At 53.7% G+C, this 20,374-nt stretch carries 22 protein-coding genes; 11 read left to right on the top strand and 11 right to left on the bottom strand.

Annotation, left to right across the window (positions count from 1 at the left end; translation table 11 throughout):
* Nucleotides 1–566 precede the first annotated feature (566 nt).
* The 3 genes from CUN67_RS25690 (at nt 567) to CUN67_RS25680 (ending at nt 3,224) form a co-directional block, all read left to right on the top strand.
* Nucleotides 567–1,481 (top strand): LysR family transcriptional regulator, encoded by a 915-nt coding sequence (locus tag CUN67_RS25690; RefSeq protein WP_208718297.1) that lies wholly within the window; start codon nt 567–569, stop codon nt 1,479–1,481.
* A gap of 98 nt (nt 1,482–1,579) precedes the next feature.
* Nucleotides 1,580–1,987 carry a DoxX family protein gene (locus CUN67_RS25685; RefSeq protein ID WP_208718296.1) on the top strand — a complete coding sequence of 136 codons (408 nt, stop codon included), beginning with the start codon at nt 1,580–1,582 and terminating at the stop codon, nt 1,985–1,987.
* A 163-nt stretch (nt 1,988–2,150) separates the two neighbouring features.
* The gene (locus CUN67_RS25680) at nt 2,151–3,224 is read left to right on the top strand and encodes an FUSC family protein (protein WP_208718295.1); all 1,074 of its coding nucleotides are present in this window, start codon (nt 2,151–2,153) and stop codon (nt 3,222–3,224) included.
* Between the two features lie 56 nt (nt 3,225–3,280).
* Here CUN67_RS25680 and CUN67_RS25675 read toward each other — a convergent pair whose 3' ends face one another.
* A complete protein-coding gene (locus tag CUN67_RS25675) occupies nt 3,281–3,796 on the bottom strand; it encodes a hypothetical protein (RefSeq protein WP_208718294.1) in 516 nt (171 codons plus the stop codon).
* A 330-nt stretch (nt 3,797–4,126) separates the two neighbouring features.
* Between CUN67_RS25675 and CUN67_RS25670 the strand changes: the two genes are divergently transcribed.
* Complete coding sequence (locus tag CUN67_RS25670; protein WP_208719493.1) at nt 4,127–5,290, top strand: AAA family ATPase; 1,164 nt, start codon at nt 4,127–4,129, stop codon at nt 5,288–5,290.
* Between the two features lie 29 nt (nt 5,291–5,319).
* On the opposite strand, the gene CUN67_RS25665 is transcribed toward CUN67_RS25670, so the two are convergent.
* Nucleotides 5,320–5,655, bottom strand: a complete 336-nt coding sequence (locus tag CUN67_RS25665) for a hypothetical protein (protein WP_084879092.1) — start codon at nt 5,653–5,655, stop codon at nt 5,320–5,322.
* A gap of 93 nt (nt 5,656–5,748) precedes the next feature.
* On the opposite strand from CUN67_RS25665, the gene CUN67_RS25660 reads away from it, so the two are divergent.
* Nucleotides 5,749–6,015, top strand: a complete 267-nt coding sequence (locus tag CUN67_RS25660; protein WP_208718293.1) for a DksA/TraR family C4-type zinc finger protein — start codon at nt 5,749–5,751, stop codon at nt 6,013–6,015.
* A 37-nt stretch (nt 6,016–6,052) separates the two neighbouring features.
* Here CUN67_RS25660 and CUN67_RS25655 read toward each other — a convergent pair whose 3' ends face one another.
* From CUN67_RS25655 to CUN67_RS25640, 4 genes are read right to left on the bottom strand one after another with little or no spacing between them, the layout of a single operon-like run.
* A complete protein-coding gene (locus tag CUN67_RS25655; protein ID WP_208718292.1) occupies nt 6,053–6,355 on the bottom strand; it encodes a PTS lactose/cellobiose transporter subunit IIA in 303 nt (100 codons plus the stop codon).
* On the bottom strand, nt 6,352–7,752 hold the full coding sequence (locus CUN67_RS25650; protein WP_208718291.1) for a glycoside hydrolase family 1 protein: 1,401 nt from the start codon (nt 7,750–7,752) through the stop codon (nt 6,352–6,354). Before CUN67_RS25650 ends, CUN67_RS25655 begins: the two co-directional genes overlap by 4 nt.
* Nucleotides 7,733–9,088, bottom strand: a complete 1,356-nt coding sequence (locus tag CUN67_RS25645; RefSeq protein WP_208718290.1) for a PTS sugar transporter subunit IIC — start codon at nt 9,086–9,088, stop codon at nt 7,733–7,735. The genes CUN67_RS25650 and CUN67_RS25645 overlap by 20 nt, the downstream gene beginning before the upstream one ends.
* Nucleotides 9,089–9,100: 12 nt before the next feature.
* Nucleotides 9,101–9,415, bottom strand: a complete 315-nt coding sequence (locus CUN67_RS25640) for a PTS sugar transporter subunit IIB (protein WP_208719491.1) — start codon at nt 9,413–9,415, stop codon at nt 9,101–9,103.
* 258 nt (nt 9,416–9,673) lie between these two features.
* On the opposite strand from CUN67_RS25640, the gene CUN67_RS25635 reads away from it, so the two are divergent.
* Together CUN67_RS25635 and CUN67_RS25630 are read left to right on the top strand one after the other, a co-directional pair.
* Nucleotides 9,674–10,615: a LacI family DNA-binding transcriptional regulator gene (locus CUN67_RS25635; RefSeq protein WP_208718289.1), complete on the top strand. Its 942-nt coding sequence runs from the start codon at nt 9,674–9,676 to the stop codon at nt 10,613–10,615.
* A 25-nt stretch (nt 10,616–10,640) separates the two neighbouring features.
* Complete coding sequence (locus CUN67_RS25630) at nt 10,641–12,038, top strand: aminopeptidase P family protein (protein ID WP_208718288.1); 1,398 nt, start codon at nt 10,641–10,643, stop codon at nt 12,036–12,038.
* A gap of 158 nt (nt 12,039–12,196) precedes the next feature.
* On the opposite strand, the gene CUN67_RS25625 is transcribed toward CUN67_RS25630, so the two are convergent.
* Complete coding sequence (locus CUN67_RS25625) at nt 12,197–13,057, bottom strand: LysR family transcriptional regulator (protein ID WP_208718287.1); 861 nt, start codon at nt 13,055–13,057, stop codon at nt 12,197–12,199.
* Nucleotides 13,058–13,148: 91 nt separating this feature from the next.
* On the opposite strand from CUN67_RS25625, the gene CUN67_RS25620 reads away from it, so the two are divergent.
* The 3 genes from CUN67_RS25620 to CUN67_RS25610 all read left to right on the top strand — a co-directional run bounded on the left by CUN67_RS25620 (nt 13,149) and on the right by CUN67_RS25610 (nt 16,196).
* Entirely contained in the window at nt 13,149–13,562 is a 414-nt protein-coding gene (locus CUN67_RS25620; protein ID WP_208718286.1) for a VOC family protein, read from the top strand.
* A gap of 136 nt (nt 13,563–13,698) precedes the next feature.
* Nucleotides 13,699–14,916 carry a pyridoxal phosphate-dependent aminotransferase gene (locus CUN67_RS25615; RefSeq protein ID WP_208718285.1) on the top strand — a complete coding sequence of 406 codons (1,218 nt, stop codon included), beginning with the start codon at nt 13,699–13,701 and terminating at the stop codon, nt 14,914–14,916.
* Nucleotides 14,913–16,196 (top strand): Zn-dependent hydrolase, encoded by a 1,284-nt coding sequence (locus CUN67_RS25610; RefSeq protein ID WP_254711484.1) that lies wholly within the window; start codon nt 14,913–14,915, stop codon nt 16,194–16,196. The genes CUN67_RS25615 and CUN67_RS25610 overlap by 4 nt, the downstream gene beginning before the upstream one ends.
* Here CUN67_RS25610 and CUN67_RS25605 read toward each other — a convergent pair.
* The 4 genes from CUN67_RS25605 to CUN67_RS25590 form a co-directional block, all read right to left on the bottom strand.
* Nucleotides 16,187–16,858, bottom strand: coding sequence for a GntR family transcriptional regulator (locus tag CUN67_RS25605; protein ID WP_084879076.1), 672 nt, complete (start codon nt 16,856–16,858; stop codon nt 16,187–16,189). The genes CUN67_RS25610 and CUN67_RS25605 overlap by 10 nt on opposite strands.
* 136 nt (nt 16,859–16,994) lie before the next feature.
* Entirely contained in the window at nt 16,995–17,792 is a 798-nt protein-coding gene (locus CUN67_RS25600; protein WP_208718284.1) for a transporter substrate-binding domain-containing protein, read from the bottom strand.
* A 47-nt stretch (nt 17,793–17,839) separates the two neighbouring features.
* Nucleotides 17,840–18,496, bottom strand: coding sequence for an amino acid ABC transporter permease (locus CUN67_RS25595; protein WP_208718283.1), 657 nt, complete (start codon nt 18,494–18,496; stop codon nt 17,840–17,842).
* Complete coding sequence (locus tag CUN67_RS25590; protein WP_208718282.1) at nt 18,493–19,296, bottom strand: amino acid ABC transporter ATP-binding protein; 804 nt, start codon at nt 19,294–19,296, stop codon at nt 18,493–18,495. The genes CUN67_RS25595 and CUN67_RS25590 overlap by 4 nt, the downstream gene beginning before the upstream one ends.
* Nucleotides 19,297–19,405: 109 nt before the next feature.
* On the opposite strand from CUN67_RS25590, the gene CUN67_RS25585 reads away from it, so the two are divergent.
* The gene (locus CUN67_RS25585) at nt 19,406–20,371 is read left to right on the top strand and encodes a hydroxyacid dehydrogenase (protein ID WP_208718281.1); all 966 of its coding nucleotides are present in this window, start codon (nt 19,406–19,408) and stop codon (nt 20,369–20,371) included.
* The last annotated feature ends 3 nt before the right edge of the window (nt 20,372–20,374 follow it).

The following is a 20,374-nucleotide window of genomic DNA, read 5'->3' as shown; positions in this document are numbered from 1 at the left end:
CTGCTGTTGCCAGGGTGGAGTTATCGATTACAAAGCGATACTTGACGTTCCCATTAAGCATGCGTTCCCAGGATTCATTCGATTAAAAGATATTCTTTCACAATTAGATGGCATTGATTAGATGATTAATATTTAATTCACTTATAAATATTACTTATAAATAAGGGATTGAAATTGACTATTGATTATTACCTTAAGAACCGGATTTGAAGAAGAAACCCAGGGGATTTTTATAATTATCATTTAAAATAAAAACCCAGAAAAAAACGAGGAGCAATTTAGTTAAAAAATGCATTATTTAAGTTAAAACAACAATACATTTTAACCTCTCTCATTATGAAAAATTAACAAATAGTTGGTCTATAACGAATCGCTTGCGATCTACGGCAGCATTGCCCACTTTTTTTATCCAGGCCTAGAGGCTGGGGGTAGTGATATCAAGACGTGATGCCACGCTGGAAACAGCATGGCCGCGATCAATTACCAGCACACTCTTCGTTAAAAGCTCAACAAAATGAAGGAGTAATCATTTAAAATGATTTCTGGCTTAATCGCAGGAGACTAAGATGGAAAGAATGGAATGCGATCGTATGTTTATCGCAGTCATGGAAACAGGTAGTTTTACTGCCGCAGCTCAGCGTATAGGTACCAGTCATGGTCAGGCATCAAAGCTTATATCGCGGCTGGAGAAGGAGCTGGGAACGAGCCTCTTCAGGCGTAGTACTCGTTCGCTAACCTCGACTGAAGTGGGTAAAGCCTATTACGAGCGAGTCCGGCAGATCCTGACCGATTATGATGAACTAAGCGATACAATACGCCATACACATGCCTCTCCGTCAGGCATACTGAGAATATCGGCTCCGGTTTCCTTTGGGTCTGTTCAGCTTGCAAAGCCGCTCGTCAGTTTCGCCGAAAAATTTCCGGATATTGAATTAGATGTCAGTTTTTCCGATCGTCCTGTTAACGTCGTTGATGAAGGTTTTGACCTTGCAATTCGCATCGGTAATCTGACTGACAGTACCCTCATCGCCCGCAAGTTATCTGACATTCGTATTGTGCTGGTGGCCTCTCCGGCATATCTGTCACAACATGCTCCCCTGCTCCATCAGGAACAACTCTCACAGCATGAATGCATTGTGGATACCAATTTTCGCGATCCCTGGCATTGGCCTTTTCGCGATGAACATAATGAGCAACTGCTACAGGCAGTCCATGGCAGGCTGAAGTTCTCAAACGCTGAAGTCTGCCTCCAGGCGGCCTGCTCCGGGTTAGGTATCACCCGTCTCCCCTCTTTTATCGTCAGTGACGCATTGAAACAGGGGCTTCTCGTACCCGTTCTTGAGCATTATGAGGCGCAGCCGCTGGGGTTATTTGCTGTTTTCCCACCCGCCAAATACCTTGCACACAAGTCACGCGTCCTGATTGATTTCATGGTTAATGTGTTTGCTGGTCAGCCTGAATGGGATAAGGGTTGGCAATAATTTCCAAAATGGAAATAAACATGCCCTTTTGAGGCGGATAATACTCTCTCCGGAAAGAAGGTACATTCTCCTTATCAACTACCTGAGAGGATATAACCATGACTGACAACCGTACCACCCCTTACGCCGCCCTTATCATGCGCATCGCGCTGGGTATCCTGTTCCTGGCCCATTTCGGTCTGAAGTTTTTTGTTTTCACACCCGCCGGGACAGCAAAATTCTTCGCCTCACTTGGCCTGCCTGGTGGCCTGGCCTATGTCACTATGACCGTAGAATTTGTGGGTGCCATTGCACTTATCCTCGGTGTTTATGCTCGCGTAGTGGCCGTAGTGTTAATTCCGGTTTTACTGGGTGCCATTTTTACCGTCCACGGCCCAGCCGGTTTCTTCTTTACTAATCCGAATGGTGGCTGGGAATTCCCTGCTTTCTGGATTGTGGGTCTGATCGTTCTTGCTCTGACGGGTGACGGTAAATATGCCCTGAAGCCAACTTTCCATACGCGCTGAGAAAAAGAATATGCTGCTAAACGGGAAATAGACCCTCGAAGGGTATCCCTGGCAGGCTAAGAATGATATTGAAGGGGCTGACTATGTCAGCCCCTTCGTCATTAGCAGTGCTGCAAAATCGGGAGTGGCCACCGATGTCGGATGCCGGGTGTGAGGAGATCAAATGATGCATTTTCAAACTATGCGGAATGACTGGCAGATCCCACCGGCGCATCTGTTGTTCTCATTACAGGTCATCGTCGCAGTGCTTCTCACCGTTTTGATTTCTGATGCATCTGGAATGACGTATCCCGGCTGGGCAGCGTTGAGCAGCTTCGCAGTGATGAAAAACACCACCGTTGACAGTTTAGTTCGTGCCATTCAGCGGGTACTGGGAACCCTGGCTGGAGGTGGCCTTGCATTAATTTTGTTGCCCCTCGTCGCTCACAATCCCATTGCTTTAACGCTGTTAGCCGCGCTTACAGGCGGAATGACTGTCTGGCTGGCAAATGGTTCTGCCTTTTCTTATGCATGGGTGCTTGGCGGTGTGACAGCCATAATGGTGATGGCAGAAGCGCAGCACACCCTCGACATTCACCACTTACAAATTTTTATCGGGGCACGTGTCGCAGAGGTCACGTTGGGTTGCTCGCTATGCGTACTGACTCACCTGCTATTTAAATCGCTACAGCGATTTACAGGTAAATTTGCCCCTGCCCCTGCCGCTGCCGTTAAGCCTCCCGGTCACAAAGAGGCACTTAAGGCCCGGATGCGGATAATGCTGGCTTTACAGGGTGGTGTGACGATCACCCTCGTTACCGCCCTTCTGCTCACGTTTAATCTTGCCGGTTTTTGGCAAGCGATCATCACTGTGCTGGCGTTACTCACCCTCCCGGAAGGCGTAACCGACACAAATCAGCAGGTTGTATCTCGTATGAAACAGCGGTTGCTCGGTTGTCTTACCGCGGCGCTGCTCAGCTTAGTAATGATGCCCGTATTACAGGGGCGGCCGATACTGTATCTGATGACACTTGTCGTCGGGCTTGGCGTGGGTTGCATCCTGCAGCAGGGAACAAAGGCAAGTTACTTTGGCAGCCAGTTCACTGTGGCCTGGCTGATTGTTTATATTCAGGATGAAGTCTGGCGAACAGAGCCGTCCACTGCGGCTACTCGGGTGGCCAGTATTATTATTGGGATTGTATTACTGGCTTTAACGATGTCGTTAAGTGCCCGTTTTTTGCGATCCGCTGCATCCTGAAAGGTATTAATTCCCATCCTGAGGAACCCCCAGCCATATCTGGCTGGGCGATGAGGCTACAGACTATCTGACAGGTTTTCATATCTCCGGGAATGATGCTTCCCTTGCTTTTGTTTGATCGCATCCGGGTAATTCTCAGCAAAAATGCCACGTAATGCCTTCACATCTTTTTTGTAGACCAGATCATGCTGGACAAAAAACTTTGTCCCCTGTTTGGTTTGTAAAGCGGCCATTGGCGAGAACATAGACTTCAGGCCCGAATCCATATAACTGGTCATCGAATTGCTTTGCGCAATCTGATGCAGCGTATCTTTATAGCTATAACCTTCCTTTTTCATCGCATCATCGAAGGTTAACGCCATATAACCATACATGCAGTTATCCTGACTCATCTCGCCTTGCGAACTGCAATTAACCCATTGATTTTGCAGGTTTGAATCAACATGCTTACTGACTTTTTGTGCTTCTGCGCGATTGGCAGGCATAGGAGCAGCAACAGCGAAGGATGAAAAGAAGGTATAAAGAGTTAATGCCACTAACAGTGGCTTGATTAAAAATTTTCCGGTTAACATGCTTTTCCTTTGGGTACTGACAGGAAGGGTAATGTCGTCACAGTACCACTTACCCATGTAACCCACAGTAAAATACATGTTTACTTGCAAAATTCAGGCAAGAGCAGAGTTACCCAGCCTCCATTTGTTACACTGTCACGCAGAAGGGATAAGTTGGCAAATCCTGAACGGGAATTTCATGCTGAAATTTTATGACTAACAAATGAAGCATCAATAAGTTAACGGTTTGTATGAGTGGGAACACTGTCGCCCCTCTTTCAAAGAATGTCAGAGCAAACCCTGCCTGCCGATAACTCAGCTGGCATCACTACCCAGGGAAAAACCGAGCCTATGTTGACCTGCTTTTCTATCGCCAATTATCGTTCTATCTGCGAACTCACCCTGCCATTAGGGCGGCTGAACGTCATCACGGGAGAAAATGGCAGCGGGAAATCCAATCTCTACAAGGCGCTGCGCCTGCTTGCGGAGACGGCCAAAGAGGGGGTGATTGGTTCTCTGGCTGAAGAAGGCGGGCTGACGTCAACATACTGGGCCGGACCAGAAACGCTGTCACCTGGCATGAGGCGTGGAGAGGTGCCGATTGAAGGCGGGCCGCGCCACAATGTGCTGCGGCTGAAACTGGGATTCGCCAGTGACCATTTCGGCTACGCCATCACACTCGGTCTGCCAACGCCGAGTTCATCAGCCTTTGCCCATGACCCGGAAATCAAGCGCGAAGTCATTTTTAGTGGCCCGTATTATCGCCCCGCTTCCTCCTTAGTGGAACGAAAAGCCAGCCTCATTAAGATCCGGGAAGACCGGCAGTGGCAAGTCGTCTCTCAGCAAGTCCCTGTTTTTGGCAGCATGTTTGATCAGCTGGCCGATCCCCATGCCGCCCCTGAAGTGTTCCAGGTACGCGAAACGATCCGTAACTGGCGCTTTTACGATCATTTTCGCACGGATAAAGATGCACCCGCCCGCCAGGCACAGCTGCTCACGCGGACGCCCGTCCTGCATCATGACGGGCGGGATCTGGCATCGGCGCTTCAGACCATTATGGAAATCGGCGACCGGCACGCGCTGGCTCATGCAATTGATGATGCTTTTCCTGGCAGCCGTCTCGAAGTCATCCATCATTCGGAGGGGCGCAGTTCGCTGGCCTTCCACCAAAAGGGACTGTTGCGCCCTCTGTCTGCTGCCGAATTATCTGATGGCACGTTGCGCTTTATCCTCTGGGTTGCGGCGCTGATGACGCCACGCCCACCTGAACTGATGGTGCTTAACGAACCGGAAACCAGCCTGCATCCAGACCTGTTGCCCGCACTGGCGCGGTTGATTCTGCAGGCATCGCAGCACACGCAGATTTGGGTGATATCACATGCCAACCGGCTGGTGAATGCACTGATGCGCGACCCGGAATGCCACATCATTGAACTGGAAAAAGAGCTGGGACAAACGCGAATCAAGGGACAGAACATGCTGGACGTGCCTGCCTGGCGATGGCCGGATGAGTGATCTGTAGCAGCGCGATTTATCCAGATATGTTATGTGAACGTCATTGCCCAGGTGATCACCCCGGCGGCCACCGTGGTAAAGGTTAATGCGACAAGGAAAAGGATATCGACCATCTTTTCCAGCTTATGATTGCGCCGCTGGTTGCGGGTGCGCAGCGCCCAGTAGGACATAATGGTCGTCACCAGATACAGAATGGCATTGACGGCCAGCATATCGTCACCCAGCGTATCTTCCCGCCTTAAGGCGGTAATCACCTGGAAAATACCGATGACGGTGATACAGACGCCGACCATCGCCGCCGAAGCGGTGAAAATATGCACGCAGATATCTTCGTCGAGCCGGTTATTGGTTTTTGGTTTGATCATCACAGTCACCTTAAAAAGAGCAACGTCCGATTTCTCAAATACGGGCGATTAACTGTACTCTTTTAAGGTTAACGGAGACAGAGGAGGCGGAATATGGCTAGCGGCTGGTCTGGCGATGGTGCGGTTCAGGATCAGATTGACGCCACTGTCGATGATGCGGTGGCCAGGGCGCGAAGTCACCTGGCGCACGGCGAAAGCGCTGAGTATTGCTATGAATGCGGAGAGCCAATCCCCGAGGCGCGTCGGCAGGCCTTACCCGGCGTGCGCTATTGCATTAAATGCCAGAGCGAGCGGGATAAGCGCGAGGCAAGTCACAGCGGTTACAACCGACGCGGCAGCAAAGACAGTCAGTTAAGATAAGCAAGCTGGACGACCGCGATCGTCCAGCCGCACCGCATCAGCGTTGATATAGATGCACAATCTCTTCGGACAACTCGCGCGCCAGCAGAGATGTCATCAAATGGTCCTGGGCATGCACCATAATCAATGACATCGGCTGGCGGGCCTCGCCCGCATCCTGTTCAATCAGCCGGGTTTGCATTTTATGGGCCTGACGGGAGAAGGTATCCGCTTCCTGCAGCAGCTGTTTTGCTGCGTCAAAATCCCCCTGACGGGCAGCCTGTAACGCCTCAAAGCACAAACTGCGCGACTGACCGGCATTGACGATGATTTCCATCACCGCTTCCTCTAAGTCGATCATGATGCGGCCTCCTGCTCACCAAAACCATTATTCGCGGCGGTGGCAGCAAACCACTCCCCGCTTTTTTTCACGGTGCGCTTCTGGCTGGTGAGATCGAGCTGCACAAAGCCGTAGCGGTTTTTGTAGCCGTTGCACCATGACCAGTTATCAATAAAGGTCCACATATGGTAACCAAGGCAGTTGCTGCCCTCGCTTATCCCCTTGTGCAGCCATTTAAGGTGATCGGAAATAAAATCGATGCGGTACTGATCGTCAATCTGACCCTCTGCGGCAAAGCGCTGTTCATTCTCCACCCCCATGCCGTTCTCTGAAATAAAGCAGCGTGGATTGCCGTAGTTCACCCGCAGATTGGTGAGAATGTCATAAATACCGGGCGGGTAGATCTCCCAGCCGCGCCAGGGATTCATCGTGCGACCCGGCATCTCATAATGGTCAAAAAACCATTCCGGCATGAACGGCGAGGCCGGGTTCACCGCATTTTCCCGACATTTAACCCGGCGCGGCTGATAATAATTGATGCCCAGCAGATCAATTTTGCCTGCCGCCATCAATGTGCTGTCACCCGGTAAACAGGCAGGCAGTTGATCGTATTGCTTCAGCAAAGCCACCAGATCCGCCGGATATTCGCCCAGCAGCACCGGGTCAAGGAAGCTGCGGTTAAACAGCAGGTCAGCATGATGCGACGCGTTAAGATCGGCCGGGTGTTGTGAACGCGGATAGGACGGCGTCAGGTTAAGAATGATGCCGATTTCGCCACCATAGCCCCCTGCCCGATACGCGCCTACCGCCGTGGCATGGGCCAGCACGGTGTGATACGCCACCGTCGCGGCGCGCCTGAAATCAACCACGTTGGGATAGTGGAAATCATAAAGATAGCCGCCCTCAACCGGCACGATCGGTTCGTTGAAGGTGAACCAGTGCAGTACCCGGTCACCAAACAGGTCAAAGCACACCTGAGCGTAGCGGCCGAATGCCTCTACCACCTCACGGCTCTCCCAGCCACCTTTCTCCTGCATCGCCAGTGGCATATCGAAATGGAACAGGGTGAAGAAGGGTTTGATGCCCTGCGCCAGCAGTTCATCAATGACGCGATGATAAAAGGCTACCGCGTCGGGATTCACTTCACCCGTCCCGTCTGGAATTAAGCGTGACCAGCTCAGTGAGGTGCGAAAGCTGTTGTGATTCAGCTGGCGTAATAAGGCGATATCCTGCTGCCAGTGTTGATAAAAGGTTGAGGTCTCTCCAGGGCCGACCTGCTGATGAAAGCGCCACGGTTGCTGCTCAAACCAGTGATCCCAGGTAGTGGCACTTTTACCGCCAGACAGACTCGCCCCTTCGGTTTGCAGAGCCGAGCTGGCGCTACCCCACCAGAAATTCTCAGGAAACTGATACTTCATTACGCTTATCTCCGGATTTGTTAGTCAGAGGTGCCACGGTGTTGTCCTGTGCTTTTTGTTCTTCTGCCTTCAGCAGCGAACGTTCATACGCGCGCAGGAAAGGCAGGTACATCAGGGCCGACATCGCCATGCAAATCAGGCACATCACCACCGGGCTGATGGCCCAGTTGGCGGCCCATGACGCACCGATCGGCGCGGGCGTCGTCCAGGGCGTGAGTGACACCACCTGTGCCAGCCAACCCATTTTGGTGGCCGTCCAGGCGAGAATGGCGTTAATCATCGGCACGCAGACAAAAGGAATAAACAGCATGGGATTCATGATGATCGGCGCACCGAACATGATCGGTTCGTTGATGTTGAAGAAGCTCGGCACGATGCCCATCTTGCCAATGGTACGCAGATGGGTAGCGCGGCTACGTAACAACAGGAACGCCAACGGCAAGGTGGAACCCACACCACCAATCAACAGATAGTGATCCCAGAAACCCTGCAGATAGATATGCGGCAGCGCCGTACCTGCCGCCAGTGCCGCCTGATTGGCCGAGAGATTCGCCATCCAGAACGGATTCATAATCCCGGTTACGATCAACGCACCGTGGATACCGGCGAACCAGAACAGCTGGCAAAGCAGCACCGACAGTAAAATCGCCGGCAGGGAATCTGACGCCGAAACCAGTGGTCCCAGCAGGTGCATGATCGCCTCGGGGATAATCATGCCGGTCTGCGCCTGGATAAATAAATTCAGGGGATGCAGGGTGCCAATAATCACCACCACCGGAATCAATATTTCAAAAGAGCGGGCAACACCGGTCGGGACTTCCTTAGGCAAGCGGATGGTGATGTTTTTCTGCTTAAGCCACGCATAGACGCGCGTTGAATAAATAGCGGTAATCAGCGCGGTGAAAATCCCCTGCCCGGAAAGATAGGCGGTGGAGATGGTGCCGTTGGAGTAAGGTGCGGCGACCAGCAGAAACGCCATAAATGCCAGCAGGCCGGACATCACCGGGTCCAGCGAGAACTGTCGCCCGAGGCTTGCGCCGATCCCTACCGAGATAAAAAATGTCATCACGCCCATGCTGAGGTAAAACGGCAGCATCAGTTGTTCACGGTAAGTCGCGGAGAAATCCAGCCAGGCGCGGGCAAAACCGTTGGTCGTCGTGGCGGAGAACGGTGGAAAGATAAAGACCAGCATGAACGAACCGATGATCATAAACGGCAGCGCGGCGGTGAAGCCGTCGCGGATCGCAATGATGTATTTCTGTTGCCCGAGACGTCCGGCTAACGGCGTTATCGATTGCTCGATAACGGTAATCATCGACTGATATAACGAGCTCATACCATCACCTTTTTAGTGAGCTGCCTCAATAAGCGACAGCGCGTAATCCAGCACTTTGTCACCGCGCTGCATACCGTAGTCCATCATCTCGATTGGCTGGACGGGGATCCCCGCGCTGGCTGCTTTATCCGCCAGTGTTTTCAGCATGTATTTCACCTGCGGCCCCAGCAAAACCACCTGATAACGCCCAAATTGCTCGTCGAATTCGGTGATGCCATAGGCGGCAATCTCAACAGCTAACCCCCTTTCCTGCGCCACATCCTGCATTTTGCGCACCAGCATGCTGGTGGACATCCCAGCCGAACAACACAACATGATCCTGACCATCGTCATCCATCCTTCAGTGATATGCCTCAATGTGGTTATGATTGGATATCATACGGAAACCGGTTTCCATTCGGGTGTCAGTGAAATGTGATAGCGGTCAATTTATTATTAATCGGTGGTTTTTTTATTAGATTCCCATCACAAAATACCGGCAATATGGATGGGTTTGATGCAGGAATGGAAATCCGGTTTCCATCCAGAATCGAAATCGCTATACTGCCGCTGGCGAAAGTTTGTTCAGAGTGTCCGGGGAGAAAGATGTCTACGATCAACGATGTATCGCGCTTAGCTGGGGTATCAAAAGCCACAGTGTCTCGGGTGTTGAGTGGTTCGCGCGGCGTGAAGGAAGCCAGCCGCCTGGCGGTACTGAAAGCGGTGGAGGAGCTGAAATACCGGCCTAACGTTATTGCTCAATCGTTGTTCAGCCAGTCCACCGGTTGCATTGGTGTGATCTGCGCGCAGGAAAATATCAATCAAACCACCGGTTATCTCTATGCGCTGGAAAAGCAACTGAGCCAGCATCAAAAACATCTGTTGTTGCGGTTTGCCAGTAGCAAAACCGATGTCATGAATGCACTTGATGAGCTGACCTGCGGGCTGTGTGATGATGTGCTGATCATTGGTGCCCGCTTCCCGCTTGATATTCAGGACGACAATGTCATCCTGGTGGATTGTGCCGAAACCGCATGGCCAAACAGCCTCCAGTTTGATCACGCCTTCGCCGCCGAGACCGCCTGTAATTACCTGATTAGCCAGGGAAAGCGGCAAATCGCCTTGATCTATCCGGATGCCGGCAACGCAGGGGAACAGGTGTTATTCGGTTACAAACTGGCGCTGGAAAATAACCTCCTGCCCTATAATCGTAATCTGGTGCTGATGGACTCGCCCTCTTCGTCGGTGGCGCTGCAGGTGCTGCTCAACAATGCCAGCACCCTGAATTTTAATGCCCTGTTAGTGGCGAACGATCAGGAAGCGCGGCAGGTGATTACGCAGCTACAGGCATTTAATAAATCGGTGCCGGGCGACATCATGGTGTTTAGCCTGGCCGGTTCCGTCCATTTGCCCGGCCTTCCCACCATTCCGGCGATTGAATATTCAATGGATGCGCTGGCAACCCGCATTGTGGGCTGGCTGACGAAAAAGACCCAGGACATGCTGGGTTGTTACACGCTACGGGGAGACCTGTTCGTTCCTCGCTGACACGAGAATGTTGAGGAGACGGTAAATGACGCAGCAATACGAATACAGGCTCATGAAGAAACCGGCTCCTCCCACCTTTCCGGATATCACAACGCCGGTGATCCCGGATGCAGTGATGCATCAGCGCCTCGCGAACGTTATCTCGGCAATGAGCGCACAGGGGCTTGAGTTTCTGGTCATCTATGCCGACAAAGAACACGGCGGCAACTTTGAATATCTCTCCGGCTTTATTCCCCGCTTTGAGGAAGCCTTACTGGTCATCAGCGCTGAGGGAACGCTGAGCTACATTATGGGCAATGAGAACCTCAAGCTGGTGCCGTTTGCCCGCAACGCAGGTAACTGCCTGCATGCCCCCATTTTTTCCCTGCCGAATCAGCCGATGGACGGCGATCAACCGTTACACACGTTGCTGGCACGCTGTGGTATCACGGCGTCGTCACGTACCGGTATCGTGGGCTGGAAATTGTTTACCGGCCTGAGTGCGTCAAATCAACTGTTCGATGTCCCGGCATTCGTCGCGGACGCGGTTTTTCAGGCTTGTGGCGGTAAACATAACGTGATTAACGCCACCGGACTGTTTATCTCGCCGGAAAGTGGCGTCCGTATCCATAACAGCGCAGCGGAAGTGGCATTCTACGAATACGGTGCCAATCTGGCCTCCACCTGCCTGCTGAGCGCGCTCGATGCCATCGAGGTTGGCAAAAGTGAAAAGTCGATTGGGCAGTTGCTGGCCGCCGCGGGACAGCCATCGACCGTTATCTCCATCGCAGCCACCGGCGATCGTTTTTCCCACGCCACGCTCTATCCGCGCGATAAGTTAATCGCGCTGGGTGATAAATTCTCACTGACGGTAGGTTACAAAGGTGGATTAAGCAGCCGCGCGGCCTACGTTGTCGCCGCAGCGGAGGAATTACCTGCCGCAGTGGCGGATTATCTGCCGCGTGTTGCTCAGCCTTATTATCACGCCGTCGTCACCTGGCTTGAGAGTCTCCGATGCGGCCTGACGGGTGGCGAGTTGTACCAGATTGTTGAGCATGTGCTGCCAAAGGAGCGCTGGCACTGGCATCTCAATCCCGGTCACCTGGTGGCGGATGAAGAATGGCTGTGTTCACCAGTCAGCAGTGGCTCCAAAGCGTTGCTTGGCAGCGGCATGCTGTTGCAGATCGATATTATTCCTTCCGTCAAAGGTTACGGTGGATGCAGCATCGAAGACACCGTGGCGCTGGCGGATACCCAACTTCAGGCGGAGATTGCACTGGCCTGGCCGGATGTCTGGCAGCGTATGCAGGCGCGGCGGCAATATGTTGAGCAGGTACTCCATATTCAGCTGCATCAGGACGTTTTGTTGCTCTCAAATACGGTGGGTTATCTGCGCCCGTATCTGCTGAGCAAGTCTGAGGCGCTGGTAAAAGTGGCGAACTGATAAGAGCCGCACTAATCCTGCTCTCATTAACGTTTTCGTTTAGAACTGGCGTTTTATTAATGAATTTTTGCTGCCATTAATGCTTTCGCTCTGCTGAGGTTAACATTCCTGCACCCTTTATACGCACCCGATGCGCAACCATCGGGCGTAATGAACGATCACTGGGCGGGACTCAGCGCAGAGATTAACAGGGTAAGCAGTTGCTCGTTGATCGACTCCGGGCGCACCAGCAGAATAATTTTGCGATCGTAACCGCCGCCAACCGAGGTCTGTACCAGGTGCTGTGAAATCGCGGCGAGACCCGGCCAGCGTGGCAGCAGGCTTACCCCCATCTTTTCTTTTACCAGCAGGGAAATCGCTTCGATACCGTCCAGCTCCAGCAACAGGCGGGGATGCAGGTCGTGATCATTCAGATACTGCTGCGCCAGCCGCCCACCCCAGGAATTCGGGTCATAACTGATGTACGGCAGCGTGCTGAGGGCGTGGGCAACATCCCGCTCCAGCGGTGTGCTGGACAGCAGAATCAGCTCCTCATGATGCAGTGGTTGCCAGCGGTATCGTTTCGGGATTTCAAACGGCGGCTGGACCATAATCGCCGCATCGATAGCTTCGCGAGCCAGCGCATCGTACAGCGTAGTGGAGGTGCCGGGAGTAATCTGCGGCCTGACATCCGGTGCCTGACGATGTAGCGTCAGCAAAGCCCCGGGCAGAATCCCGGTCAGCGCGGTTGAGATGGCACCAATCTTCAGCGTCCCGCTCAGTGCATTGGCATGAACATCGCTACTCAGGAGTTCCACTTCGCGCACAATGCGCCTGGCGCGGGTCAACATTGCCATCGCGGCATCGGTGGGTCTGGCAGTGTGCCCTACCCGATTCAGCAACGGGGTATCCAGCTCCCGCTCCAGTACCTGAATACGCTGACTCACCGCAGCAGCGGTAATCCCCTGACGACGCGCCGCTTCGGCAATGGAGCCGCATTCAATCGCGGCAATCAGACTGGCAAGGTACTTACTATCCAAAACTATTCCTTACGATTGAATGCATAAAAACATGCTAACGCTTTTGTACGTGATTTGAGATTCTGCCTCAATCTTTAAATGGAGACAGAACATGAAATCTGCATTTCACCTTGCCTATCACGTCACCGATCTCGATGAAAGCCGCCGTTTTTACGGTGAATTACTGGGTTGTACCGAAGGGCGCAGCACTGACACCTGGGTAGACTTCGACTTTTTTGGTCATCAGATTTCCCTGCATCTCGGTGAACCCTTCGCGGTTACCAATACCGGTAAGGTTGGCGATCACATGGTGCCGATGCCCCATCTGGGGCTGGTGCTGGAGATGACGGAGTGGGAACCGCTGGCCGCCCGACTGCAACAGGCTGGCGTTGCATTCATCCTGCCACCACAAAAACGCTTCGTCGGTGAACCGGGTGAACAGGCGATCATGTTTATGCAGGATCCGTCAGGTAACCCGATTGAAATCAAAGGATTTTCTGACTGGGACCGTGTGTTTGCTAAATAATCTGATGGAACTCAGAACGCGTGCCGTTACCCACCCACCATTCTGAATTACATTGGCATTATTATTGCATTTCTTTGGTATGCCAAAGAAATGCGCCGACGTGCGCAGATACGATCACATTACGTAAGGGTTAAGGATGTCTCAGCAAAATATCGACAGCCGACTGGCAAAACGAGTCTCGCGCATTGGGCTGTCAATGACGGTTAAAATCGCTCAGCGCGCCCGCGAATTACAGGCGCAGGGTAAGAAAATTATCAATATGGGTGCCGGTGAGCTGGATTTTGATACGCCGGAATACATCAAGCTGGGGGCGATCAAGGGCATTCTGGAGGGGCAGACCCGTTACACCAACGTCGGGGGCACTACCGCGCTCACGCAGGCGATTCAGCAAAAATTCCAGCGCGAAAACCAGCTCTCCTATGGGCTGAGCGAAATCATTGCTGGCACCGGTGCCAAGCAACTGCTGTTCAACGCCTTGCAGGCGACCGTCGATGAGAACGACGAAGTGATCATCCCGGCCCCTTACTGGGTGTCCTACCCGGATATGGTGAGGCTGGCCGACGGCACACCGGTTACCGTTACCACCACGGTTGAGAGTGGTTATAAAATCACCCCGGACCAGCTTCGCTCGACCCTGACACCACAGACCAAATGGCTGCTGATTAACTCGCCAGGTAACCCGACCGGGGCGATATATTCGCGTGAGGAACTGCAGTCACTGGCTGACGTGCTGAAAGACTATCCGCGCGTGCTGGTGCTCTCTGACGATATCTATGAACCCCTCACCTACGATGTGCCGTTCATCTCGTTCGCCACGGCGGCCCCGGAACTGAAAGATCGCACCCTGACGCTGAACGGCGTCTCTAAGGGCTACGCGATGACCGGCTGGCGTCTGGGATATGCAGCGGGCCCGGAATGGCTGATCAAGGCGATGGAGAAGATCCAGGCGCAAAGCACCTCGAACCCGAGTTCCGTCAGCCAGGCCGCTGCTGCCACTGCGCTGATGGGCGATGCCGCATTTCTGACCGGCTGGCGTGAGATTCTGGTCAAACGCCGCGACGAGGCGTGTGACATTCTGGCGGCCTCTTCCCTGCTGAATTTGCAAAAACCGCAGGGCGCATTTTATCTGTTTGTTGATTGTCAGTCGGCACTGGGAAAAACCCTGGTCGATGGCAGCGTGCTGGCTGATGACCTCGATATCGCCCGCTTCCTGATCGAGCACGCCAGCGTGGCCGTGGTGCCGGGTAGCGCCTTTGGCATGTCGGGTCACTTCAGGCTGGCCTTCAGCATCGCCAGTGAAGATGTGACCGCAGCCTGTAAAGCGATCGTCGCCGCAATGGAGACGTTGAAATGATGCCTGCGACCCTCCCGGTACCTGACCTGTCGCTGGCCGAAGCGTTGTTTGCCGAGCTGCGTGAAATGAGTTTTGACGGCAAAGGCATCACCCGCGATGCCTACGGCCCCGGCGAGCAACGCGCCCATGATCGGGTCAGCCAGCTTGCCCGCCAGCTGGGCTTTGAAGTGATGACCGATGCTGCGGTCAATCTTTATATCATCCTGCCGGGTGCAGACCGCAATGCGCCGAAAGTGGTTGTCGGTTCGCACCTTGACTCAGTGCCCGCCGGGGGTAACTACGATGGTGCGGCAGGCGTGCTGGCCGGTCTGGCGATCCTGGCAGGCTGGAAAGCGGCAGGCCTGGTGCCACCCTGCGATCTGATGCTGATTGCGATTCGGGCTGAAGAAAGCGCATGGTTCCCCATCTCCTATCTGGGAAGCAAGACGGTGCTGGGGCAACTGACCCGTCCGGATCTGGCCATCCTGCGCCGGGACAATCAGATCTCCATCGCGCAACACATGATCAACTGTGGCGGCAATCCCGATAAGGTGGTGGATGAACCGCCTTTATTTGGGCCAGCGCGGTTACGTGCTTTCCTGGAAATCCATATTGAACAGGGGCCGGTACTGGAAAGTGCGGAGATCCCGGTCGGTATCGTCAGCGGCATTTGCGGCAGTTTGCGCTACCGTTTTGCCCGGGCATACGGACAATACGCGCACTCCGGTGCCTGTCCTTCGTGGTGCCGCCAGGATGCGGTCATCGCGGCAGCGGAACTGGTGACCGAGATGCACCGTTACTGGCATGAACTGGAGAAAGCCGGACACGAACTCACCGTGACCTTTGGCCGCTTCTTTACCGATGCCGTCGATGCCGATATGAGTAAGGTCAGCGGGCTGGTGGATTTCTCCATTGATTTTCGCTCGCGTAATACGCAGACGCTGCAGACCATTGATGCACATCTGCAACAGACCGCCGCGGCAATCACGCAACGTCACGGGGTACGTTTTGATTTCGGCGAGCAGAGCCGCAGTACACCAGCCCTGATGGATCCGGGGCTGGTGGTGGCATTGCAGAATGCGGCAGATGAGCTGGCGATTAACACCCAGGTGATGCCAAGCGGTGCGGGCCACGATTGTGCGCAGTTCGTGAACTGCGGCGTGCCCGGCGCGATGTTGTTTGTCCGTAACCAGAACGGCAGCCACAATCCTGATGAGGCGATGGAGTTCTCAGATTTTGCACTTGCCGTCCAGGTGCTGAATCAAACCCTGTTCACGATGATGTTCCGGGATCAGAACTGACTCAGGCGTTTGATAATGCCCTGACGGACGTTATCGATATGCGCGGCAACCAGACTTTGTGCCAGATCGGGCTGGTTGTCGCGCAGCGCCTGAATGATTTGCAGGTGCTCGCGATGGCCAGCTTCAAAGCGTTCCGGCACTTCGCTCAAATTGAACATATGCGTTTTCAGGCGCAGGGTTTTGATGTAATCGGCCATGGTCTTGTTGCCGCTGTAAAAGGCGATGGTCTCATGAATGCGCGAATCAGCAGCCCAGTCCTCTTCCGTATCCGGCACTTTCTTGATCAATAGTCCTTCGACCAGCGTCTGAATCGCATCCAGCTCGCTCAGTGGAATTTTACCGGTCGCCAGACGTGTCGCCTCGGCCTCCAGCACGCGCCGGATATGCAGAGTTTCAATTAATTCCTGAATGGAAAACTCTTTGACCACCGGCGTTCTGCCGCCGTTGCGGGCGATAAAACCTTCATTTTCCAGCCGGTTCAGCGCGTTACGCACCGGTGTGCGGGAGATATCCAGCATCTCTGCCAGGCGTCGTTCCTGCAGCACGGTGTTGACCGCAAATTCACGGCTGATGATTTTATTCAGGATGGTTTCATAGGCTTTCTGGCTTAAATTCTGCTCGCCGTCATCCGCCTCTTTTAATAACTGGTCAGCCAGCGCCATGATTGATCACCCGCATTATGTTTCCTTCCCCGCCATTGTCGTGGCCGCTCGATTACCGTTAACGGCGATGATATGAGTTTTTATCTTCACAGAGAAGCCCTGGCGCATTCCGGATGCGCTCAGGGCCGGTTCAGGATTATTGCGGCAGTGTCAGTACCGGATTCTTCGGGGCAGGATCGAGACCGACAATCGGAATCGTCAGGCGGGCAAAGGTCCCGTCACTTTTCATATCGGCCAGCGCCTTGTTCACCGCCGCCACCAGGTTGGGTTTGCCTTTGGCGAAGGTGAAGCCTTTCTGCACCTGGCTCAGGAAGCCAGGTACCTGCGCGAACGGCAGGTGGTTATGCTCGATCAGGTAGGCGTTGCCGATGGAGTCGTTAATCACGCCATCAAGATTCCCATTGATCATATCCTGCACCGCAGAGGTGATGTCGCTGTAGTTTTTCAGCTGCGCCCCGTGTTCTTCGGCCAGTCGGGCATAGGTGGATGACACCTGCGCACCGATTTTCTTCCCTTTAAGATCGTCCGGCGTTTTGATGCTGGTGTCTTTCGGTGCGAGGATTCTGCCGCCGGACTCAATCCAGGCGTCAGCAAAGACCACGGATTTCTGGCGTTCCGGGGTGATATCGATGGCGGCCATACTCATATCAAACTTGTTTGCCTGTAAGCCGATCAGAATTGAGTCCCACTTGGTCACCACCGGCACCAGTTTCAGGTGCAGACGTTTCGCGACTTCGGTCATCACCGCGATTTCCAGACCGGAGATCTGGCCGCCCGGACCACGCATGCTGTACGGCGGTGCCGTGCCCTCGGTGGCGACGCGCAGTTCGCCCGGAGTCAGCAGTTCCAGCTGTTTATCCCCTTCCGCCAGGGCGGCTGTCGAACTCAGCAGTGAAGTGAGTAAAAGACCGCAAATAAAAGACTTCAATTTCATGCAAAAACTCCCATTAGGATGATGGTGTGGTAGCAAAACAAGGCGGATTAAACGTATCTCTCCTGGCGACGTTCCAGCCAGCCAGTCAGTCGCGTCAGCAGCGTGGTCATCACCAGGTAAATCACTGATGCCGCGATGTAAAACTCAAAAGGACGGAAGGTGCTGGAGATAATGGTCTGTGCATATAAGGTCACGTCCATCACGGTAATCGTGGAGAGCAGCGAGGTGTTTTTCAGCGCCGAGATCGCCTCATTGGTCAGCGATGGCAGAATGATGCGGAACACCTGGGGCAGGATAATGCGACGCATCACGTCGCTTTTGGACATACCCAATGCGTAAGAGGTCTCGATCTGGCTTTTCGGGATCGCGTTCAGGCCGGTGCGGATGATTTCAGCGACATACGCGCCACCGTTGAGCGCCAGCGCAATCACGCCAGCAAAAAAAGGCGAGAAGCTAAGGCCAAACTGCGGCAGACCAAAATAGATGATAAATACCTGAATCAGTGCCGGCGTGCCGCGAATAAACCAGATATAAAATTCAGCAATTTTTCTCAATGCGACGATGTGTGATCGCTTTGCCAGCGCGGCCAGCAAGCCAAATATCCAGCTCAGGACAATGGTCAGCAGGGTGATACCCAGCACGATAATCGCGGCAGTCAGAAAGCCGCTGCCATAATCCTGAAGATCCTGATAAAGCTGCATCATGCGGCGTTTCCTTTAATGGCTTTAATATCGTCGTGTAAAATGCGGCTGAGGAACTGGCGCAGGCGTGGACTTTCCGGCTCGGCCAGGACTTTTTCCGGGGGACCGTCAACCGCCATCACGCCCTGATCAAAAAACAACACGCGCGACGAGACTTCCCGCGCAAAGGCGATTTCATGGGTGACCAGCAACATCGTCATGCCTTCTTCTGCCAGCATGGCAATCAGCGCCAGCACCTCGCCCACCAGCTCAGGGTCGAGCGCGGAGGTTGCCTCATCAAACAACATCATTTTGGGTTTCATCGCCAGCGCACGCGCAATGGCCACGCGCTGCTGCTGTCCGCCGGACAGCCGTGCCGGGTACTGAAATCTTTTTTCAAACATGCCCACCCGGTTCAGCAGTTCTTCTGCAATTTTTACCGCTGCGCTGCGCGTCATTTTTTTCACCCGCATCGGCGCTTCAATGACGTTTTCCAGCACGGTCATGTGTGGCCACAGGTGATAGTTCTGAAACACCATGCCGATCTGCTGGCGCAGCAGTTGCAGTTGTTGCTGGTCCGGCTGAGCGCGTGCGCCATCGCGAAAATCAAACGAAAACTCGCCGAAATCCATAAAGCCGCTCTGCGGCATTTCCATCACGTTCAGGCAGCGCAAAAAGGTGCTTTTGCCTGAGCCACTGGCGCCGATGATCGAAACGACCTCGCCCTGCTGGACCTCAAGCGCCACGTTCTTCAGCACGTGAAGATCGCCAAAACTTTTGTTTAGCTCGCGGATTTTCAGTAAAGGTGTATTGGCCTCGCTCATACGGGGACTCCTGTGCGTTATTCGATACTTAGCCATAATGTTTTTTCTTGGCATTCCAAAGAAATGCAAAGAGAATGCCAATAATCTTAAACACCATCAGGGAAACTTAATGAAACAGATATGTTGGGCACCGCACCCGATAAACTCATCAGGAATCAATTACCTGGAAGAAAATGGACTGGCTGTTTCCACCGAAAATTCACCCGAGGATCCGCTGCAGCGTCAGCAGATCGTGGCGGCCATTTTTCGTAGCGGAAAATTCACGCGCACGATGATGGAGCAATTTCCGCACCTGAGAGTCATTGCGGTGCACGGTGTTGGAACGGACGGCATTGATCTCGCTGCCGCCACTGAAAACGGCATCGTGGTACTCAATACGCCAGGCATGAATAGCCGCTCGGTGGCGGAACACGCCCTCGCCCTGCTGTTCGATCTGGCGAAACGTCTGACGATTTGTGACCGTGCCGTCCACCAGCAGCAGTACATGGCGATTAAATACACCAGCGGTTTTCAGGAGATTTATGGCCTGACGCTGGGCATTGTCGGTTATGGCGCAATCGGACAGATTCTGGCCCGGATGGCCGTGGCGCTGGGCATGAAGGTAGTGGTTCACACCAGCCAGCCCGCGGAAGTCATTGCCCAGGCGGGGTGCAGTAAAGCCGCTGATTTAGCTAGCCTGCTGCGAGAGAGTGATTTTGTCTCCCTGCATGCACCTGCCACCGCAGACACTTATCACCTGATGGATCGCCAGCGTCTGGCACTGATGAAGCGCAGTGCCTGCCTGATCAATACCAGCCGGGGTTCACTGATCGACGAAAATGCTCTGGCTGACGCCTTAACGCAAGGCGAGCTCGCGGGCGCGGGGCTGGATGTATTCGAACAGGAGCCACTGGCGTCTGATTCTCCGCTGATGACCGCCCCGAACCTGATACTCACCCCGCACACCGCCGCTTCTTCGGATAGCGCGATGCGCAATATAGCTCTGGCGGCAGCACAGGGGGTGGTTACGGTGCTGAATCATCAGCTGCCACTCTCGCTGATCAACCCGGCAGTCTGGCCGACGCGGCGTCAGTAATCA

It is taken from the genome of Pantoea cypripedii (assembly GCF_011395035.1).
Classification (GTDB): domain Bacteria; phylum Pseudomonadota; class Gammaproteobacteria; order Enterobacterales; family Enterobacteriaceae; genus Pantoea; species Pantoea cypripedii_A.
Note: the sequence above shows the minus strand (reverse complement) of the source record. Positions and strands in the feature narration are given on the sequence as shown.

Bases quoted from the DNA above. Each gene is read 5' to 3' on its own strand.
- CUN67_RS25690 (WP_208718297.1), top strand. From the start codon at position 567: ATGGAAAGAATGGAATGCGATCGTATGTTTATCGCAGTCATGGAAACA.
- CUN67_RS25685 (WP_208718296.1), top strand. From the start codon at position 1,580: ATGACTGACAACCGTACCACCCCTTACGCCGCCCTTATCATGCGCATC.
- CUN67_RS25680 (WP_208718295.1), top strand. From the start codon at position 2,151: ATGATGCATTTTCAAACTATGCGGAATGACTGGCAGATCCCACCGGCG.
- CUN67_RS25675 (WP_208718294.1), bottom strand. From the start codon at position 3,796: ATGTTAACCGGAAAATTTTTAATCAAGCCACTGTTAGTGGCATTAACT.
- CUN67_RS25670 (WP_208719493.1), top strand. From the start codon at position 4,127: ATGTTGACCTGCTTTTCTATCGCCAATTATCGTTCTATCTGCGAACTC.
- CUN67_RS25665 (WP_084879092.1), bottom strand. From the start codon at position 5,655: ATGATCAAACCAAAAACCAATAACCGGCTCGACGAAGATATCTGCGTG.
- CUN67_RS25660 (WP_208718293.1), top strand. From the start codon at position 5,749: ATGGCTAGCGGCTGGTCTGGCGATGGTGCGGTTCAGGATCAGATTGAC.
- CUN67_RS25655 (WP_208718292.1), bottom strand. From the start codon at position 6,355: ATGATCGACTTAGAGGAAGCGGTGATGGAAATCATCGTCAATGCCGGT.
- CUN67_RS25650 (WP_208718291.1), bottom strand. From the start codon at position 7,752: ATGAAGTATCAGTTTCCTGAGAATTTCTGGTGGGGTAGCGCCAGCTCG.
- CUN67_RS25645 (WP_208718290.1), bottom strand. From the start codon at position 9,088: ATGAGCTCGTTATATCAGTCGATGATTACCGTTATCGAGCAATCGATA.
- CUN67_RS25640 (WP_208719491.1), bottom strand. From the start codon at position 9,415: ATGGTCAGGATCATGTTGTGTTGTTCGGCTGGGATGTCCACCAGCATG.
- CUN67_RS25635 (WP_208718289.1), top strand. From the start codon at position 9,674: ATGTCTACGATCAACGATGTATCGCGCTTAGCTGGGGTATCAAAAGCC.
- CUN67_RS25630 (WP_208718288.1), top strand. From the start codon at position 10,641: ATGACGCAGCAATACGAATACAGGCTCATGAAGAAACCGGCTCCTCCC.
- CUN67_RS25620 (WP_208718286.1), top strand. From the start codon at position 13,149: ATGAAATCTGCATTTCACCTTGCCTATCACGTCACCGATCTCGATGAA.
- CUN67_RS25615 (WP_208718285.1), top strand. From the start codon at position 13,699: ATGTCTCAGCAAAATATCGACAGCCGACTGGCAAAACGAGTCTCGCGC.
- CUN67_RS25610 (WP_254711484.1), top strand. From the start codon at position 14,913: ATGATGCCTGCGACCCTCCCGGTACCTGACCTGTCGCTGGCCGAAGCG.
- CUN67_RS25605 (WP_084879076.1), bottom strand. From the start codon at position 16,858: ATGGCGCTGGCTGACCAGTTATTAAAAGAGGCGGATGACGGCGAGCAG.
- CUN67_RS25600 (WP_208718284.1), bottom strand. From the start codon at position 17,792: ATGAAATTGAAGTCTTTTATTTGCGGTCTTTTACTCACTTCACTGCTG.
- CUN67_RS25595 (WP_208718283.1), bottom strand. From the start codon at position 18,496: ATGATGCAGCTTTATCAGGATCTTCAGGATTATGGCAGCGGCTTTCTG.
- CUN67_RS25590 (WP_208718282.1), bottom strand. From the start codon at position 19,296: ATGAGCGAGGCCAATACACCTTTACTGAAAATCCGCGAGCTAAACAAA.
- CUN67_RS25585 (WP_208718281.1), top strand. From the start codon at position 19,406: ATGAAACAGATATGTTGGGCACCGCACCCGATAAACTCATCAGGAATC.